Origin of the sequence: Aneurinibacillus migulanus (assembly GCF_001274715.1) — a bacterium.
GTDB classification, from domain to species: domain Bacteria; phylum Bacillota; class Bacilli; order Aneurinibacillales; family Aneurinibacillaceae; genus Aneurinibacillus; species Aneurinibacillus migulanus.
This window is the reverse complement of sequence record NZ_LGUG01000004.1, coordinates 760,954-777,223: the sequence shown is the minus strand read 5'-3', so window position 1 is coordinate 777,223 and position 16,270 is coordinate 760,954. Positions and strand designations below refer to the sequence as shown.

At 45.1% G+C, this 16,270-nt stretch carries 20 protein-coding genes, 1 pseudogene and 2 riboswitches; of the genes and pseudogenes, 4 read left to right on the top strand and 17 right to left on the bottom strand.

Going from position 1 to position 16,270, the window contains the following annotated elements:
* Positions 1 to 116: 116 nt before the first annotated feature.
* Together AF333_RS33475 and AF333_RS34105 are read right to left on the bottom strand one after the other, a co-directional pair.
* Positions 117 to 275 (bottom strand): putative metallopeptidase, encoded by a 159-nt coding sequence (locus tag AF333_RS33475; protein WP_158502417.1) that lies wholly within the window; start codon positions 273 to 275, stop codon positions 117 to 119.
* A 376-nt stretch (positions 276 to 651) separates the two neighbouring features.
* Entirely contained in the window at positions 652 to 801 is a 150-nt protein-coding gene (locus tag AF333_RS34105; RefSeq protein ID WP_162836844.1) for a hypothetical protein, read from the bottom strand.
* A 111-nt stretch (positions 802 to 912) separates the two neighbouring features.
* Between AF333_RS34105 and AF333_RS34705 the strand changes: the two genes are divergently transcribed.
* On the top strand, positions 913 to 1,077 hold the full coding sequence (locus AF333_RS34705) for a hypothetical protein (protein WP_235496151.1): 165 nt from the start codon (positions 913 to 915) through the stop codon (positions 1,075 to 1,077).
* Between the two features lie 304 nt (positions 1,078 to 1,381).
* Positions 1,382 to 1,540 (top strand): hypothetical protein, encoded by a 159-nt coding sequence (locus AF333_RS34700; RefSeq protein ID WP_235496141.1) that lies wholly within the window; start codon positions 1,382 to 1,384, stop codon positions 1,538 to 1,540.
* 4 nt (positions 1,541 to 1,544) lie between these two features.
* Here AF333_RS34700 and AF333_RS36670 read toward each other — a convergent pair whose 3' ends face one another.
* Both AF333_RS36670 and AF333_RS05515 read right to left on the bottom strand, forming a co-directional pair.
* On the bottom strand, positions 1,545 to 1,670 hold the full coding sequence (locus AF333_RS36670) for a hypothetical protein (protein WP_268753602.1): 126 nt from the start codon (positions 1,668 to 1,670) through the stop codon (positions 1,545 to 1,547).
* A gap of 218 nt (positions 1,671 to 1,888) precedes the next feature.
* Positions 1,889 to 2,134, bottom strand: coding sequence for an AbrB/MazE/SpoVT family DNA-binding domain-containing protein (locus AF333_RS05515; RefSeq protein WP_043066284.1), 246 nt, complete (start codon positions 2,132 to 2,134; stop codon positions 1,889 to 1,891).
* Between the two features lie 152 nt (positions 2,135 to 2,286).
* Here AF333_RS05515 and AF333_RS34695 point away from each other — a divergent pair, with 152 nt between their 5' ends.
* Positions 2,287 to 2,508 carry a hypothetical protein gene (locus tag AF333_RS34695; RefSeq protein ID WP_235496139.1) on the top strand — a complete coding sequence of 74 codons (222 nt, stop codon included), beginning with the start codon at positions 2,287 to 2,289 and terminating at the stop codon, positions 2,506 to 2,508.
* A 105-nt stretch (positions 2,509 to 2,613) separates the two neighbouring features.
* Here AF333_RS34695 and AF333_RS34690 read toward each other — a convergent pair whose 3' ends face one another.
* The 8 genes from AF333_RS34690 to metX all read right to left on the bottom strand — a co-directional run bounded on the left by AF333_RS34690 (position 2,614) and on the right by metX (position 9,909).
* Positions 2,614 to 2,775: a helix-turn-helix domain-containing protein gene (locus tag AF333_RS34690; protein ID WP_043066285.1), complete on the bottom strand. Its 162-nt coding sequence runs from the start codon at positions 2,773 to 2,775 to the stop codon at positions 2,614 to 2,616.
* Between the two features lie 198 nt (positions 2,776 to 2,973).
* Positions 2,974 to 3,405, bottom strand: coding sequence for a hypothetical protein (locus tag AF333_RS05505; protein ID WP_043066286.1), 432 nt, complete (start codon positions 3,403 to 3,405; stop codon positions 2,974 to 2,976).
* Positions 3,406 to 3,409: 4 nt separating this feature from the next.
* Positions 3,410 to 3,886 (bottom strand): acyl-CoA thioesterase, encoded by a 477-nt coding sequence (locus tag AF333_RS05500; protein ID WP_043066287.1) that lies wholly within the window; start codon positions 3,884 to 3,886, stop codon positions 3,410 to 3,412.
* Between the two features lie 125 nt (positions 3,887 to 4,011).
* Complete coding sequence (gene bioB / locus AF333_RS05495) at positions 4,012 to 5,055, bottom strand: biotin synthase BioB (RefSeq protein ID WP_043066288.1); 1,044 nt, start codon at positions 5,053 to 5,055, stop codon at positions 4,012 to 4,014.
* A 169-nt stretch (positions 5,056 to 5,224) separates the two neighbouring features.
* Positions 5,225 to 5,980, bottom strand: a complete 756-nt coding sequence (gene sdhB / locus AF333_RS05490; protein WP_043066289.1) for a succinate dehydrogenase iron-sulfur subunit — start codon at positions 5,978 to 5,980, stop codon at positions 5,225 to 5,227.
* A 23-nt stretch (positions 5,981 to 6,003) separates the two neighbouring features.
* Entirely contained in the window at positions 6,004 to 7,776 is a 1,773-nt protein-coding gene (gene sdhA, locus AF333_RS05485; RefSeq protein WP_043066290.1) for a succinate dehydrogenase flavoprotein subunit, read from the bottom strand.
* An 11-nt stretch (positions 7,777 to 7,787) separates the two neighbouring features.
* Entirely contained in the window at positions 7,788 to 8,438 is a 651-nt protein-coding gene (locus AF333_RS05480; RefSeq protein WP_043066291.1) for a succinate dehydrogenase cytochrome b558 subunit, read from the bottom strand.
* Positions 8,439 to 8,751: 313 nt separating this feature from the next.
* Complete coding sequence (gene metX, locus AF333_RS05475) at positions 8,752 to 9,909, bottom strand: homoserine O-acetyltransferase MetX (RefSeq protein WP_235355892.1); 1,158 nt, start codon at positions 9,907 to 9,909, stop codon at positions 8,752 to 8,754.
* Positions 9,910 to 9,961: 52 nt separating this feature from the next.
* Positions 9,962 to 10,074: riboswitch (SAM riboswitch) on the bottom strand.
* Between the two features lie 143 nt (positions 10,075 to 10,217).
* Here metX and AF333_RS05470 point away from each other — a divergent pair.
* Positions 10,218 to 10,793 carry a biotin transporter BioY gene (locus tag AF333_RS05470; RefSeq protein ID WP_043066292.1) on the top strand — a complete coding sequence of 192 codons (576 nt, stop codon included), beginning with the start codon at positions 10,218 to 10,220 and terminating at the stop codon, positions 10,791 to 10,793.
* 161 nt (positions 10,794 to 10,954) lie between these two features.
* On the opposite strand, the gene AF333_RS05465 is transcribed toward AF333_RS05470, so the two are convergent.
* From AF333_RS05465 to AF333_RS32605, 5 genes and pseudogenes are all read right to left on the bottom strand, one after another.
* The gene (locus tag AF333_RS05465; protein WP_043066293.1) at positions 10,955 to 12,199 is read right to left on the bottom strand and encodes an aspartate kinase; all 1,245 of its coding nucleotides are present in this window, start codon (positions 12,197 to 12,199) and stop codon (positions 10,955 to 10,957) included.
* Between the two features lie 177 nt (positions 12,200 to 12,376).
* A riboswitch (Lysine riboswitch) is annotated at positions 12,377 to 12,566 on the bottom strand.
* 78 nt (positions 12,567 to 12,644) lie between these two features.
* A complete protein-coding gene (gene uvrC, locus AF333_RS05460; protein ID WP_043066294.1) occupies positions 12,645 to 14,441 on the bottom strand; it encodes an excinuclease ABC subunit UvrC in 1,797 nt (598 codons plus the stop codon).
* Positions 14,442 to 14,625: 184 nt separating this feature from the next.
* Positions 14,626 to 14,943, bottom strand: a complete 318-nt coding sequence (trxA, locus tag AF333_RS05455; protein ID WP_043066295.1) for a thioredoxin — start codon at positions 14,941 to 14,943, stop codon at positions 14,626 to 14,628.
* 217 nt (positions 14,944 to 15,160) lie between these two features.
* A complete protein-coding gene (locus AF333_RS05450) occupies positions 15,161 to 16,126 on the bottom strand; it encodes an electron transfer flavoprotein subunit alpha/FixB family protein (protein ID WP_053432658.1) in 966 nt (321 codons plus the stop codon).
* Positions 16,127 to 16,147: 21 nt separating this feature from the next.
* Positions 16,148 to 16,270: pseudogene (locus tag AF333_RS32605) on the bottom strand (electron transfer flavoprotein subunit beta); the annotation flags it as partial.

The window sequence follows — 16,270 nt, the reverse complement described above, 5'->3', positions numbered from 1 at the left end:
TCTCCGGCGGGCAACCAATATTCTACTTCACGCAATTGCTCTCTTTCGTAATCTTCCAGGTCCATTTGATAGTCTGCTTCCCGAGCAGTTACCGCGAACTTCTCGATGCCTGTTTCCTACATACCATGCCGTTGAACAATTTCGCTGAACTCCTCTACATCATGTGCACGCATTTGCCAGCTTTCTGAAGCGTTCGCTGGTTCATATTTGTCTTCCCATGCTCTTCTCTTCGTTCCATACCCGTTCACTTTTACGTTTGAATATTGTTTCTCCATCTAACAAGTTATCTTCCCTATTTACTACTTGTAGGAGTTGTTGCAGTGTTTCTTTCTTCTGCCGGATCGCAGGGCACATCCAACCTCTTCTTTTTCCGAATCTCCTCCTTCCAACCACACTCTCCTGTCAAAATATCAAGTGTAATTTATATAGCAACAAGCTCAAGATAGACTTGCTACACATACGAACATATGTTATTATTTTTTTACATGATTAAGTGCCTAGGCCATTTGAGCGTTCCCGCGCCCAGTGGCCTTTTTTTCCTTCCAGTACTGTTTCTATCAGATATCTGTCAATTCATCGGCCGTTGTGATTTGATGTATGCCGTTTCCTCCTATTCAGTTTTCAAAGCTTGTCCTATCAGGAAGCCCCTGCTTAGGAGCTTTTATTGCTAGCTTTCTCTTCTTCTGGCTTGGGTGAAATGACAAAGTAAGGACTTAGCGCCTCGGCAAAGGCTTCGTAAATGTCTTTGTCGCCAAACGTCTCTTTGCCAAGTTTCAGATTGCTTTTTCTTTGCTTTTTCATTCTCACCACCTCCGTGTAGTATCGTATGCGATGTGGACAGTAGGACTGCCCTGTTTCCATCTGAGGTTGGTTTTGATAATTAAGATGTTAAGAATTTTATGTACATCTGATTTGATACATCGACAAATTCTTGTGGTGAGAGGGAAGAAGGAGGGGCAGTGGGCGGAAAAAGACACGTTTGCCTTTCTTCGGCTGGAGCGCAGGGCGCATCCAACCTCTTCTTTTTCTGAATCTCCTCCTTCCAACCACGCTGCCCTGTCAAGATATCAAGTGTAATTTATATAGTTACGCTGAATTAACTCTCAATTCGAAATATATTTTTCTCTCTTAGTGAATTTGCGATAAATTAGGAGGCAGAATAAGGGGTAATAGTGTTGGCGAAAGTGATGCTCGGGAAAAGAATTAAAACCCTAAATCTTAAGTAATTTAGGGTTTTTCAGCCTGTCGAGAAAGTCTCAACAGGCTTTTTATTTATTCAACTATCGCTTCCCGTCAGCTCATTAAATGCTCGATCATTATTTAAAAATCCTTGTTGACATTGACACTATATACATCTCACTTTATACATTTACATATTCTTGTGGTAGGAGGTAAGAAAAGGAGGAAGGGCGGTGGGCCGGAGCGGGCGGAAAAAGACACGTTTGCCTTTTTTCGGCTGGAGCGCAGGGCGCATCCAACTTCTTCTTTTTCTGAATTGCCTACTTCCAACCACGCTACCATATCAAAATATCAAGTGTAATTTATCAAGAGTGTTGATTATCCAGTACGATCCAGAGTGGATAGCCACCACACCGTGCCTCAAACGGGCAGCAGTTCGTCTCCCGCACCCGAAAAACCCTGATGTTTTGCCGGTCCAGCCTTGATGCCACAAAGCAGCCGTATCTCTTCCTTGCGAGAAAAAGACGAGGGAGCATGCCGACGCGTGCATCTTATCCCTTCCAATATATGAATAATCAACAGGTGTGATAAAAAATAAAAACTAATTAGGAGGAAGAATCTTTTAGATTGATAGCAATGTAGCAAAATCCCTAAAAGAGAAAAATATTTAAAAAGCTACCTGGCCTTTCTCACCCGGTAGCTTTTTTCCCTATTTGCATTTAGCTATCTCTTCTTGGCAGCTTCCACATATCATCTTTCCTTTAAACTCTTTCACATCATCCATTGAATTACAGAATGAACATGCTGGCTGATACTTACGCAAAATTACTTGTTCACCGTCCACAAAAATCTCCAATCCATCCTTTTCAGCAATCCCTAACGTACGACGCAATTCAATCGGCAGTACTACCCGTCCCAGCTCATCCACTTTACGAACAACACCTGTTGCTTTCATGCTATCCCCCCACCTTCGTTTTCTTGATTCCATACTACAACGCCCATTAAATGGAATAAAGTGCAAAAAATGCACTACCTGTGAAAGTAAGGTATATCATTTGTATCATTATGTCGAAACTTGTCTAATCTATAGACCTATATACATCTGATTTGATAAATCGACAAATGTTTATGGGGGAGGTAAGAAAAGAAGGAAGGGCGAGAGCGGGCGGAAAAACTCACGCTGGCCTTTCTTCTGTCGGATCGCAGGGCGCATCCAACCTCTTCTTTTTTCCGAATCCCCTGCTTCCAACCACACTCCCCTGTCAAACTATCAAGTGTAATTTATATAGAAAAGGATTTGGGCTAATAAATAGAGAAAGAGTCCATTAGATCTCCTCTTTTCAATAAAAAGCCAAAACAAATATTCCTATTATCCACAGCTTACCCACACCGAGGAAGTATAAAGAGCCCATTTAAAGGGCTCTTTATATATTTTCAATTGGTATACATTATATTGCTAATATGATTGCGCACCGTCTTTTCACTAATAAATAACTGCTGGGCGATTTCTCTCGTTGTCTTGTCTAACACGAGTAGTTCAAATACCTCTCGTTCCCGGTTGGTCAATAGCGGCTTGGCTTTCTGTTCGTTACTCAAAAGTGCTACCCCTCCTTGGCCTGGGCTCTCAAGTGCAAGGCTAGGGATACAGTCACCATATTTTATGACCCGGGAAGATAGGTGGTTCAGGAAAACGGGAAATTTGGGCCTGCGACACATTATATTCGCTTACCTTTTCCACGGTTCGCTTACTTGTCAAAAATTTGCTCATCCTCATCCATTCCTAAGTATGCTTCACTAATCATTTATCTTTTCAGAGGAGACGTAAAGCTTTCCCTTTCGCTCATGTAGCAGAAAAATTGGAACAGCCGGGAACATCGTTTGCAGCTCGGCATGATACTCAGCATGCATAGTAAAAATCCATCTCGTTCGATTCAGTGCCAGCGCTGGTACGCCAATTTCATGTCGACTAAGTTGCCAGATGGGTAATGGCACATGCCGGAAAGCAAACACAACGTCCCCAAATCGAAAACATGCTTCAAGACAATCCTGTAACGTATAGTCATTTCGCCGATATTCCAACAAATGAACCGGCTCCAATCCGAATCGCTCGATAAGGTGCTCTCTATCATCGAGTTGTTCTCTCGTTTTTTTTCCTGCACTCTGTCGCGGGGACAGCACAGGATATTGCAGGCGAAGATATGGGAGTGGAATACCATGAAAAAACATGAAGTTATCGAATCATCTCCATCTGCTCAAATGCAATGATATTTTCACGTACATTCTTCGGAATTGACACATTTCGTCTTGTCTTCCTATCAACGAGTACAATAGTTCCCCGTCCGGTCGCTACCAGCCTATTCTTCTCAACGGCAAGGAGGCAATATTCCAGATCCAGAGAACTGTTTCCAAGCCGTGCAATCCGTACACCAAGCTTTAGCTTTTCCCTAAAGAATGCTTCACTATGATAATGACAGGTAATATCTGCAGCTACAACCATTACTTCCCCATCATGGCTCAGCGCACTTTCCCCCAACCCAAGCTGATCAAAATATTCAACTCTTCCCTGCTCAAAATAAATAAGGTGACTCGTATTATTTACGTGACCGGACATGTCAGTTTCACAATAACGGATCGTAATGTCAGTCGAAAAATGAAATGCGGCCAGCCACTCTTCAAGATTAGGCTGAATATAGTCGGCTCTTGCCATCGTATTCTCCACTCCCTGCTTTTATTGACTATTCTTATTCTCTTACTATTTTAACAAAATATTCTATCGACACAAAAGCTTCCCTCGTTTTATTCAAGGGAAGCTTTTATATGGTACTTGCTTATTCATTTGTCCCGGTTTAATACAGGAGGCTCACTATCGAATGCACACTCTTCAATTTCAAATCCAAGGTCTTCAATCATTTCATGGTCCCATTGTGTTCGCTGACCATCTGTTGTCAAATAATCTCCCACAAATATTGAATTGGCGGCATACAACCCTATCGGTTGCAGATGGCGTAAGTTTACTTCCCTGCCGCCGGAGATTCTAATTTCTTTTGTTGGATTAATGTAACGGAATAGTGCAAGTGCTTTAAGGCACTTTATTGCTCCCAGCTTTTTCATCGATTCCAATGGAGTGCCCGGAATCGCATTTAAAAAGTTAACTGGAATAGAATCGGCATCAATTTCATACAACGCATATGCCATATCAACAATCTCTTCATCACTTTCACCCATACCGAGAATAACGCCAGAACAAGGAGACATACCTGCTTCCTTAACAGCATTCAATGTGTTGATACGGTCATCATACGTGTGAGTAGATGTAATATTTTTATGGTTGCTTGCCGATGTGTTGATATTATGGTTGAACCGATCAACGCCCGCCTCTTTTAGTTTTGCTGCTTGATTTGGTGTAATCAGCCCCAAACAAGCGCAAATCTTCATATTATGCTGATCTTTTATCTCACGCACTGCCTCGACCACATTATCTACTTCCTTATCGGTTGGACGACGGCCGCTCATGACAATACAGTATGTACCTGCTTTTGATTCTTTCGCTTTAGCGGCGCCATCGACCAATACATCTTTAGAAAGTTGTGGATACTTCTCTATCGGTGCGTTAGAGACGATGGATTGAGAACAATAGCCACAGTCTTCCGGACAGAGCCCGCTTTTCGCATTAATAATCATATTGAGCTTTACTTTATTCCCATAGTAGTAGCTGCGAATACGGTATGCTCCCTGAAGCAATGTCAGTACTTCGGTATCCGGTGCCTGTAAAATGCTCAACGCTTCTTCCTTCGTAAGTTTCTTACCTGCGAGCACTTCCTCTGCAAGCGTTTCCCAATCAGTCTTCGGCTTTGTTTCTAATACTGGTGTCTGCATGGCCCCTCCTCATATTGTAAACGCATTTTATAGTAAGGTTAACATTAATTATAAAGAGACGCCACTTTATATGTCAACCAAATAAGAAAAATTAGATAACAAATAAAAGTTTTTTACTATCAAAAAACAGCACCCCGCCAAAGTGGCGGAGTGCTGCTGTATGTCTGTATTAGCTACGGAAGAAATTCTTAATTGAATATACCGTTGTAGCACGGTTCATCGAAGCGATGGACGTGGTAAGCGGAATACCTTTCGGGCAGGATTGCACGCAGTTTTGCGAGTTACCACAATCGGTAATGCCTCCTTCACCCATTAGACCCTCCAAACGCTCTTCAGCATTCATCTTACCAGTCGGATGTTCATTGAACAAACGTACCTGGGAGATCGCAAACGCACCAATGAACGGAGACTTGTCATTTACATTCGGACATGCTTCCAAGCATACGCCACAAGTCATGCAACGGGATAATTCATATGCCCATTGACGATCTACCTCTGGCATGCGCGGTCCAGGTCCGAGATCATGTGTACCATCAATCGGAATCCATGCTTTTACACGTTTCAACGCATCAAACATGCGGCTGCGATCAACAGCAAGGTCGCGGTTGATCGGGAATGTATTCATTGGCTCCAGACGAATCGGCTGTTCAAGCTTATCAACGAGCGCCGTGCAAGATTGACGCGGCTTGCCGTTAATAACCATGGAACAAGCACCACATACCTCTTCGAGGCAGTTCATTTCCCATACGATCGGAGCAACTTCCTTACCATCGACCGTTACCGGGTTACGCTGGATTTCCATCAGACAACTGATAATATTCATGTTCGGACGATACGGAATTTTAAATTCCTGTTTATATGGCGTTCCATCAGGGCCGTCCTGACGGGTGATAATCAAATGAATGGTTTTTTGTTGTTCAGCCATTTCTCTTCACCCCTTTTTTTCTGCTATTTCTTCTCGGCTACTTCGTGTTTTGTCGAGTAGTCACGCTTACGAGGTTTAATTAGCGACACATCGATATCTTCGTACGAAATCTTCGGTGCATTGGTTGTCGGGTCGAAATTAGCCATCGTAGTCTTCATAAAGTTTTCGTCATCACGTTCTGGGAAGTCCGGTTTGTAGTGCGCACCACGGCTTTCGTTACGCTCAAGCGCACCAATGGTGATAACGCGAGCAAGCGTAAGCATATTCCACAGCTGACGAGTGAAAGAAGCGCCTGCATTGCTCCATTTGGATGTATCGTTAATGTTGATGTTCTGATAACGTTCCATGAGCTCTTGGATTTTCTCATCCGTTTTCTTCAATTTATCGTTATAGCGAACAACCGTTACATTGTCAGTCATCCATTCCCCAAGCTCACGGTGAATCTTGTACGCATTTTCCGTACCGCTTGTCATGTTCGTAATACGATCGTATTTCTCTTGTTCTTTCTTCACTTGTGCATCGAAAACGGTAGACGAAACATCTTCAGAAGACTTGTTCAATCCCTGAATATACTCAATCGCTTTCGGTCCAGCTACCATACCGCCGAATACTGCCGACAACAAGGAGTTAGCACCCAAACGGTTCGCACCGTGCTGGGAGTAATCGCACTCACCCGCAGCGAACAGACCAGGAATCTTCGTCATTTGGTTATAGTCGACCCACAGACCACCCATGGAATAGTGAACAGCAGGGAAGATTTTCATTGGAACTTTACGCGGATCGTCACCGGCAAACTTCTCATAAATCTCAATAATACCGCCCAGCTTAATATCCAGCTCATGCGGATCCTTATGTGACAGGTCGAGATATACCATGTTCTCGCCATTAATACCTAGCTTCATGTTAACACAAACATCGAAAATTTCACGTGTTGCGATGTCACGTGGAACAAGGTTACCATAAGCTGGATATTTTTCTTCCAGGAAGTACCATGGCTTACCGTCTTTATACGTCCATACGCGTCCACCTTCACCACGAGCAGACTCAGACATCAGACGCAGCTTGTCATCCCCAGGAATCGCAGTCGGGTGAATCTGGATAAACTCTCCGTTCGCGTAGGTCGCTCCTTGTTGATATACTGCAGATGCAGCTGTCGCCGTATTAATAACGGAGTTCGTAGACTTACCAAAAATAATACCAGGGCCACCTGTCGCGAGAATAACCGCGTCTGCTTTGAAAGATTTCACTTCCATTGAGCGCAAGTTCTGTGCAGTAATACCACGGCATACGCCTTCATCATCAATAACTGCGGATAGGAATTCCCAGCCTTCGTATTTTGTAACAAGACCGTTTACTTCCCAACGGCGTACTTGCTCGTCCAAAGCGTACAGAAGCTGCTGCCCAGTCGTAGCCCCAGAGAAAGCTGTACGGTGATGCTGTGTACCCCCGAAACGACGGAAGTCAATCAATCCTTCTGGTGTACGGTTAAACATAACGCCCATGCGGTCAAACATATAAATAATGCCAGGTGCGGCATCACACATTGCTTTTACAGGTGGTTGGTTTGCGAGGAAGTCCCCACCGTATACCGTATCATCAAAGTGGATCCACGGAGAATCCCCTTCACCTTTTGTATTTACCGCCCCGTTAATACCGCCCTGCGCACAAACAGAGTGAGAGCGTTTTACAGGAACAAGAGAAAACAACTCGACCGGATGTCCGGCTTCAGCAGCTTTGATTGTAGACATTAAGCCTGCCAGACCGCCGCCAACTACGATAACTTTACCTTTACTCATGCTCTAACCCCCTATTTTTGAATTGCTTGTGCTACATCAACGGGATTCGCAAAGGAGAACAGAGCCAGTAATCCCATTGCCGACATTAACACGAAAATAACCATTGTCACATATGTGGAAATGCGCTGCGCACGAGGGCCTACTGTGATACCCCAGCTTACAGCAAAGCTCCACAGACCATTTGCAAAGTGGAATGTTGCGGATAGCAAGCCAACAATATAGAAGACCAACATAAATGGATTGGTTAGGATTTCATTCATCAATGTGAAAAAGCCTGTCGCTTCCACATTTCCAAGTACCATTTGCATTTTCGTCTCCCACACGTGCCATGTAATAAAAATGAGCGTAATAACGCCTGTTACACGCTGCAACATGAACATGACATTACGGAAGAATCCGTAGTTACCTACATTGTTCTTAGCTTGGAATGCAATATATAACCCATAGATACCATGGTACAAAATAGGCAAGAAAATAAAGACGATTTCGATCAGAGATACGAAAGGAATCCCTTCCATAATTTCAACACGCTCAAGGAAGGCTGCTTCGCCGCGTGTAGCATAAAAGTTCGTCAGCAAGTGAACGAACAAAAATCCCCCGATCGGTACAACCCCTAGCAGGGAATGTAGTTTACGGTTAAAAAAATGACGGTGATTCATCATTGCATAGACTCCCCCTTTCACAAGGATACGCTTCAGGTTTTCTAGTTTGACACATTTTTCACAAAAACATTCGACACATCCGAACTCTCTCCAACTTCTCTACCCGTTCTAGGTTTTCCCACCACTCTGTTTTTCTCTCTGGAATTCCCCCTTTGCCCACTCCATCTTACATGCTTGACATGAAGAAAAGCTTCCTGAGGAAGCCTTAAAAATAAATGAAGACTTTGTGACAAATTTATTTTACTCCGTGAAAGGGACAGCGTCAAGGAAAGCGGCCGACAAATTGTCGAAATACCCCGATAATCCGTTTGAATTAACGGGGAGCGGTAGAGTGACTACATAGGCTTGCATGCTTTTCAATAAATTGTTTTACTAGCGGTCCAATCTTTACAAATTCGACAAGAAATCCATCATGACCGTAAATGGATTCGACAAAATGATACTCCACTTCTTTTCCCATCGCTCTCAGCATCTCTACCACTTCCTCCTGATGGTCGGCAGGGTATAACAAATCATTCGAAATTGCCACAGAAAGTACCTTAGCCTGCACCTTATCAAGCGCTGCCTTAATTCCGCCACGCCCCCTGCCAATGTCATGCAGATCCATTGCTTTCAATAGGTAGAGATAGCTGTTGGCGTCAAAGCGGCTAACCAGTTTCTGTCCCTGATAACGCAAATAACTCTCGATATTGAATGTACAGTCGAATTGCGTTACGTTCTGTTCATCTTTCAGACGTCGGCCAAAACGGTATTCGAACAAATCTGACGTTCGATACGTAATCATTCCTAGCATCCGGGCGATCGATAATCCGTTCACCGGCCCTTTCCCCGGGTAATAGTGTCCTTTATTCCATTCTGGATCAGACAGGATCGCCTGTCGACCTACATCATTATAAGCGATGGCGACAGCGGATAGCCGAGCTGACGTAGCGATCGGTAGAACAAGATGCATCATCTCCGGGTACATTACCGCCCATTCATATACTTGCATGCCCCCCATGGAGCCACCGACAATGGCAAACAGCTTCTCGATCCCTAACCCCTTCACCAGTTTGTATTGCAGCTGAACCATATCGCGAATGGTAACGACGGGAAAATCCGAACCGTACGGCTTTCCTGTCTCTGGATGAACAGATGCGGGTCCTGTCGTGCCACAACAGCCTCCCAACACATTGGCAGTTACCACAAAGTATTTATTCGTATCGATATAACGTCCCGGGCCAATAAGTCCTTCCCACCAGCCTGGCGTATTCTCGTCTCCAACCGCGCATGCATCGCCGGTAAGCGCGTGACACACCAGAATCGCGTTTGTTTTCTCCTCATTCAGCGTTCCACTCGTCTCAAATGCAATGTTAACTTGCTTTAACGTATCGCCGCACTCCAGCGTTATTTCGTCCACTATCATGTTCCGTACCATGCGCTTGCTCACTCCTTCCTCATCTTTATCCGCTCTGTTATCTCCGGCCTCCATCAAAAAACGCCTCTTCCTATAAGGAAGAGGCGTTCATATCGCACGTAACCTCCCCTTATCTCCCAGAACGCTCATCCGTCCTGCTGGAATTGGCACCTTATCCGTACATATGTACGGGGTTGCCGGGCTTCATCGGGCCAGTCCCTCCGCCTCTCTTGATAAGAGCTATAATCATTTAATTCCGTCTTTCTTTGAGTTAGTTCAATACTAAAGTTTTTACAGACTAATGTCAATATTGACAAAAACTATCGCTTCTTTGTAAACTTAAAAAACAAAATAAGTTAACACATTATAATAAGGAGAGAATTATGCGATCTGAAAACGTTAAAATGCTCATTTTGTCGGCATTATTTTGCGCCTTCATTGCAGTTTTTGCTCAAATTTCCATTTTATTCATTCCGCAAGTTCCATTCACCTTGCAGAACTTTGCCCTTGCACTTATCCCAATTATGCTGGGCCGACGCTATGGAACGATCGCTGTTCTTCTATACTTGCTACTCGGCGCAATAGGCATTCCGGTATTTGCGCAATTCAAAGCTGGGCTAGGCATACTTGTCGGCAGTACAGGTGGCTACCTAATCGGCTATGCCGTGGCCGTATTCGTCATAGGAACCATGCTTAAAGGTAAGGATATCACATTCCTTCGTGCGTTTCTTGCTAATATTGTTGGATTAATCATTATTTACGCATTGGGAGTAACCCAGTTGAAATTTGTCACGCACCTGCCATGGAGTCAAGCATTCGGAATCGGTATGGGATTATTTATAATCCCCGATCTTATCAAGATTGCGGCTGCTTCCTACATAGGTGTTCTGGTTCGCCGCCGCCTAGCTTCCGCCGGCCTTTTGCCTGTTTCACTACGCAATGACAAAATCGCAGTATAAGAAAAACTCGCAGGCGCCTTCTCTCATCCTTTTTCGACACAGAAGCTAATGGTCCGCTGTGTGGCAGCGCCTCGTGATTTTTTCTTTGCTTTCTTAACCATTAAAGAAGAGCTCATCCGTTCCAAAACGGTGAGCTCTTTTTCTTTGAAGAAAATATAAAATTAGCAAACTCCGTGTACAACTGCAGCTTCTTTTGCATCCAATTCAAACGAAGCATGCAAGCTGCGCACAGCTTCTTCCATCTGTGCCATAGGAATTACACACGAGACTTTTATCTCAGAGGTAGAAACCATTTTCATTTCCACGCCTGTATCAGCCAGACAGTTGAACATTTGTGCAGCCACTCCCGGATTCGTAATCATACCCGCACCGACAATTGATACTTTAGCAAGGTGTTCTTCGGCTACCGCATACCCGAACTGGAGCGTCTCCCGATGTGCTAGCAACACATCGAGTGTTCTCTTGACCTCATCTCCGCTAACGGAGAACGAGACATTCATTGTGTTCGCTTCATAGGCGCTCTGCACAATAATATCTACATTAATATGTTCCTTAGCTAAAATTGCAAAAAGTTTAGCCATTGCATCTACTTTTGTCGGCAAATCCGCTACTGTAATTTTTGCTACGTTTTTATCATGGGCAATCCCGCTCACAACCAGTCCTTGTTCCATATCCGGCTCCTCCTTAATTATCGTTCCTTCTTCTTCATTAAAACTTGAACGTACAGTCAAATGTACCCGGTGCTGCTTCGCGCATTCTACCGCACGAGGGTGTAGTACGCCCGCACCCAAAGTCGCAAGCTCCAGCATCTCATCATGAGAGACGCTAGTTAGCTTCCGGGCGGAAGGAACGAGGCGCGGGTCCGCTGTATACACTCCGTCCACATCCGTATATATTTCGCACATGTCCGCCTGAAGTGCCGCCGCTAAGGCCACCGCTGTCGTATCCGATCCGCCTCGTCCAAGCGTCGTAATCTGACCGCTTGGGGAAACCCCCTGAAATCCGGCAACAATAACGACTTTGCCTTCCTGTAAAGCTTGCCGAATCGGTGATTCATCAATATGATCAATACGCGCCTTCATATGTACGTCTTCTGTTGTAATACCAGCCTGCCAACCGGTCATAGAAACAGCATCCTGTCCTATTGCCTGAAGCGCCATAGTCAATAGCGCGATGGATACCTGTTCCCCGGTTGTCAACAACATATCCATCTCACGTGGTCCCGGCATATCAGTAATCTGTTTGGCCATATCGACCAGAACATCAGTAGATTTTCCCATGGCAGAGACAACTGCCACAATGCTATGTCCAGCCTGCGTGGCTGATACAATACGCCGGGCTACCGCCTGAATTCGTTCAACGGTACCGACAGACGTTCCGCCGAATTTTTGTACGATAAGACTCATCTCTCGCTTCCTCCTTGACATTTGCGTTCTTCTGTTTGTGTTCAGGTATCCCGCACATATGAAGGATAGAGAGATGACGTAGACAAAACAAAAAAGACAACACAAAGGCCGTCTGCCTTAGCTGTTGTCTTGTATATAATCGAATCTTTACAGCTAACGCCCACTTCCCAATTCCCTGTGCGAGATAGTGCTCCACCGGCTATCTGGGATGATAATCCGGTGACAGTCCTGCACCTATTCAATGCAGACCCAACAGCAGACGTTGAGATTCGTTCTGCCATTTCGGCGAATTCCCCTTTCTCCCGCTTTCTCCGGATTCTCATTCCTCCGGCGGGGTACTTATGGTTTTCGCGCCTCTACCTCACCTTGTTAAGTGAGGCGTTGATAATGTGAATATTCAATTTGTACACATAGTATCATACACGAATCAAAAAGACAACCGTCTTTATTCTGATTGATTAGCCGTCTCTTCTTGTTCCTCGCGCAAATGTTCGAGAATTTGACGTGCCAATTTATCTCCGATTCCAAGGTTTCTATACTCATCCACAGATGCTTCCTTCATACGTTTGATAGAGCCAAAATGCTTCAAGAGAAGCTTTTTGCGCTTCTCACCTATGCCTGGAATATCGTCCAGCTTGGACTGGAACATCGTCTTGCCCCGGGTGCTACGATGAAATGTAATGGCAAATCGGTGCACTTCATCCTGAATGCGTTGCAAAAGATAGAACTCATTGCTGTCCCGCTTCAATTCAACTGGAATGGGCGGATCGCCGACCAATAGCTGAGCTGTGCGATGTCTTTCGTCCTTAGCCAGGCCGCAGACAGGAATAAATAAGCCTAGCTCATTTTCCAGTACATCGACTGCGGCCGCAATATGACCCTTACCACCATCAATAACAATTAAGTTCGGCAGTACCAATCCTTCTTTCAATACACGCGTATAACGGCGGCGCACCACCTCTTTCATCGTACCGTAATCATCTGGACCGACGATCGTTTTCACCTTGTACTTGCGGTATTCCTTCTTATCCGGCTTACCATCCGTAAATACAATCATGGCCGAAACCGGATCGACCCCCTGAATATTGGAATTGTCAAACGCTTCGATACGTTTCGGATAACCGATACCTAACACATCTCCAAGCTTCTGTACCGCCTGAACCGTCCTTGCTTCATCACGCGCCATAAGTGCGAACTTTTCTTCCAGAGCAATGCGTGCATTCTCCCGGGCCATATCTGTCAATTGTTTTTTTGGTCCGCGCTGCGGAAAAAGCAGCTTCGTCCCTATCGCTTCTTCCAACCCTTCTGTTTCTTCACTTATAGGTAGAAGAATCTCTTTAGGACGAACATGCTCCTTTAAATAAAATTGAGCGACATAAGAAATGAAATCTTCATGTTCTTCGCTATAATACGGGAACGAGGCGACATTGCGTTCAATCATTTTACCCTGACGAATGTGGAAGACCTGTACACTCATCCAACCTTTGTCAGCATAATAGCCCCAGGCATCACGGTCAATGTTGTCACTGAATGTGACTTTCTGCTTTTCCATAATAGCTTCGATGTATTGGATTTGATCGCGTAGTTCTTTGGCTCGCTCGAATTCGAGATTTTCCGCTGCCTCTTCCATCTGACGCTTAAGCGTCTGCTTAATTTCTCCATAATTTCCATTTAGAAACTTGGTAATTTGCTCGATCATCTCTTCATATTGCTTCGTGTCGACCTCATATTCACAAGGAGCAAGACACTGTTCCATATGATAATAAAGACAGACATTTTTCGGCATATTTTTACATTTGCGAAGAGGGTAAAGTCTGTCCAACAGCTTTTTCGTCTCCTGGGCAGCCCCTGCGTTAGCATATGGACCGAAATACTTGGCACCGTCTTTTATGACTTTTCGAGTGATTTCGAGGCGCGGATGTTCTTCGTTTGTAATTTTAATATAAGGATATGTTTTATCATCTTTAAGCAGCACATTATAGCGTGGGTCATGCTTTTTAATTAGATTGCATTCTAATAAGAGTGCTTCAACCGGCGAAGAGGTGACAATGTATTCAAAATCAACAATCTCCTGAACAAGACGTTGCGTTTTTCCATCGTGACTGCCCGTGAAATAAGAACGAACACGGTTTTTTAACACTTTGGCTTTACCGACATAGATAATTTCTCCGGCTATATTCTTCATTAGATAACAGCCTGGCTTATCGGGCAAAAGACTGAGCTTCTCTTTCAATGTGTCCATTCTGCCTTCCCTTCCTCTCAAAAACAGATACAATAGCTGCTGAAGATAAGCAGGGCGCACACCGAAACATACACTATGAACCAAGAAAAAAACGACTCGGTTGTGCGGCCTGCTTACCTTACATTAAGCCTGAATTGAAGAAGTCCTCCGATTATAGAACCGGAGGACTTGACATATCGCAAGTTTACAGATGCTTGTTAATAGCGCTTAACAGGCTCTCTTTTGGCTGGAAGCCGATGATTTTGTCAACTACCTGGCCGTCTTTTACGAGCATCAGTGTCGGGATGCTCATTACGCCGAAACGCTGTGCGGATTCCGGATTTTCGTCAACATTGACTTTTGCGATTTTGACTTTGCTGCCAATCTCACCGTCAATCTCCTCAAGAACCGGAGCGATCATTTTGCAGGGACCGCACCAAGGAGCCCAGAAGTCAACGAGTACTGTGCCGCTGCCCTCTACTTCATTTTGGAATGTGTTGTCTGTTACATTTACAATTGCCATATGTAACTTCCTCCTTTTATCTCAAGTTCCTACTTGAATTCAAATGTTTCACTGATGGTATATAGCAGAGATATACCAGTAACAGTATACCATCCTTACCTCAAAATATCCACCGACGAAACATCATATGCAAAGTGAAAAGTGTATCATCACACGGGAAAAAGCAGCACCATATATGGCGCTGCTTCGCTTCTAACAATATAGAGTAAAGCCTGAATTACACTAGAACTTTTTTAAACTCTTCTGTAAGCAGAGGAACGACTTCAAACAGGTCACCAACGATGCCGTAGTCCGCAATCTGGAAAATCGGCGCTTCCGGGTCTTTGTTAATCGCGACAATAACCTTGGAGCTGGACATGCCCGCCAGATGCTGGATTGCGCCCGAGATACCTGCCGCAATGTACAGATCAGGTGTGACTACTTTCCCGGTCTGGCCGATTTGTAAGGAGTAATCGCAGTATTCGGCATCGCATGCGCCACGAGATGCGCCAACTGCACCACCCAATACGTCTGCCAGCTCTTGCAGCGGTTTGAACCCTTCCGCCGACTTCACGCCACGGCCACCGGATATGACGACTTTCGCCTCCGACAAGTCCACGCCGCCTGCCGTTTTGCGTACGATATCCTTTACGATCGTGCGCAGGTCTTTGATCTCTGCATTGAAGTCAACTTTCTCCGCCGAACCGCCCGTTTCCTCCGCTGCGATATTATTCGGCCGTACTGTGGCAAACACGGTACCGTCCGTTACGGTCTTCTTCTCAAACGCTTTCCCCGCATAAATCGGGCGGGTGAACACGACCTTGCTGCCTTCTACCTGTACATCGATCACATCCGATACGAGGCCAAGGCCAAGGCGAGCGGCAATGCGCGGTGCCAAGTCTTTTCCGATCGCTGTATGTGGCATGAGAATGGCATCCGGCTGAACGTCTTCAATGACCTGACGCAAGGCCTGGAAATACGCATCTGTCGTATACGTATCCAGCTCTTTGTTTGCAACCGCATAAACTTTTACGGCTCCATATTTCCCCAGCTCAGCCACATAGTTGGCCGCATCGCTGCCGAAGGTTACCGCGACGATGTCGCCGCCTTCCGAGATGCGTTGCGCTGCTGTCAGCGCCTCAAAGGATACGTTCCGTAAGCTTTTGTCTCTTGCTTCTGCTACTACCAATACTTTTTTGCTCATATCGCTCGTCCCCCTCTGACCTTAGATTACTTTCGCTTCGTTGCGAAGAAGCTGTACCAGTTCTTTCACTTGATCCTGCACATCGCCGCTCAATATACGACCCGCTTCTTTTTTCGGCGGCAGGAAGGTTTCAATGACGCTCGT

Excerpts from the sequence above, each read along its gene's own strand:
- AF333_RS33475 (WP_158502417.1), bottom strand. The coding sequence starts at position 275 with ATGGAGAAACAATATTCAAACGTAAAAGTGAACGGGTATGGAACGAAG.
- AF333_RS34105 (WP_162836844.1), bottom strand. The coding sequence starts at position 801 with ATGAAAAAGCAAAGAAAAAGCAATCTGAAACTTGGCAAAGAGACGTTT.
- AF333_RS05515 (WP_043066284.1), bottom strand. The coding sequence starts at position 2,134 with ATGAAAGCAACAGGTGTTGTTCGTAAAGTGGATGAGCTGGGACGGGTA.
- AF333_RS05505 (WP_043066286.1), bottom strand. The coding sequence starts at position 3,405 with ATGTTTTTTCATGGTATTCCACTCCCATATCTTCGCCTGCAATATCCT.
- AF333_RS05500 (WP_043066287.1), bottom strand. The coding sequence starts at position 3,886 with ATGGCAAGAGCCGACTATATTCAGCCTAATCTTGAAGAGTGGCTGGCC.
- bioB (WP_043066288.1), bottom strand. The coding sequence starts at position 5,055 with ATGCAGACACCAGTATTAGAAACAAAGCCGAAGACTGATTGGGAAACG.
- sdhB (WP_043066289.1), bottom strand. The coding sequence starts at position 5,980 with ATGGCTGAACAACAAAAAACCATTCATTTGATTATCACCCGTCAGGAC.
- sdhA (WP_043066290.1), bottom strand. The coding sequence starts at position 7,776 with ATGAGTAAAGGTAAAGTTATCGTAGTTGGCGGCGGTCTGGCAGGCTTA.
- AF333_RS05480 (WP_043066291.1), bottom strand. The coding sequence starts at position 8,438 with ATGATGAATCACCGTCATTTTTTTAACCGTAAACTACATTCCCTGCTA.
- metX (WP_235355892.1), bottom strand. The coding sequence starts at position 9,909 with ATGGAGGCCGGAGATAACAGAGCGGATAAAGATGAGGAAGGAGTGAGC.
- AF333_RS05470 (WP_043066292.1), top strand. The coding sequence starts at position 10,218 with ATGCGATCTGAAAACGTTAAAATGCTCATTTTGTCGGCATTATTTTGC.
- AF333_RS05465 (WP_043066293.1), bottom strand. The coding sequence starts at position 12,199 with ATGAGTCTTATCGTACAAAAATTCGGCGGAACGTCTGTCGGTACCGTT.
- uvrC (WP_043066294.1), bottom strand. The coding sequence starts at position 14,441 with ATGGACACATTGAAAGAGAAGCTCAGTCTTTTGCCCGATAAGCCAGGC.
- trxA (WP_043066295.1), bottom strand. The coding sequence starts at position 14,943 with ATGGCAATTGTAAATGTAACAGACAACACATTCCAAAATGAAGTAGAG.
- AF333_RS05450 (WP_053432658.1), bottom strand. The coding sequence starts at position 16,126 with ATGAGCAAAAAAGTATTGGTAGTAGCAGAAGCAAGAGACAAAAGCTTA.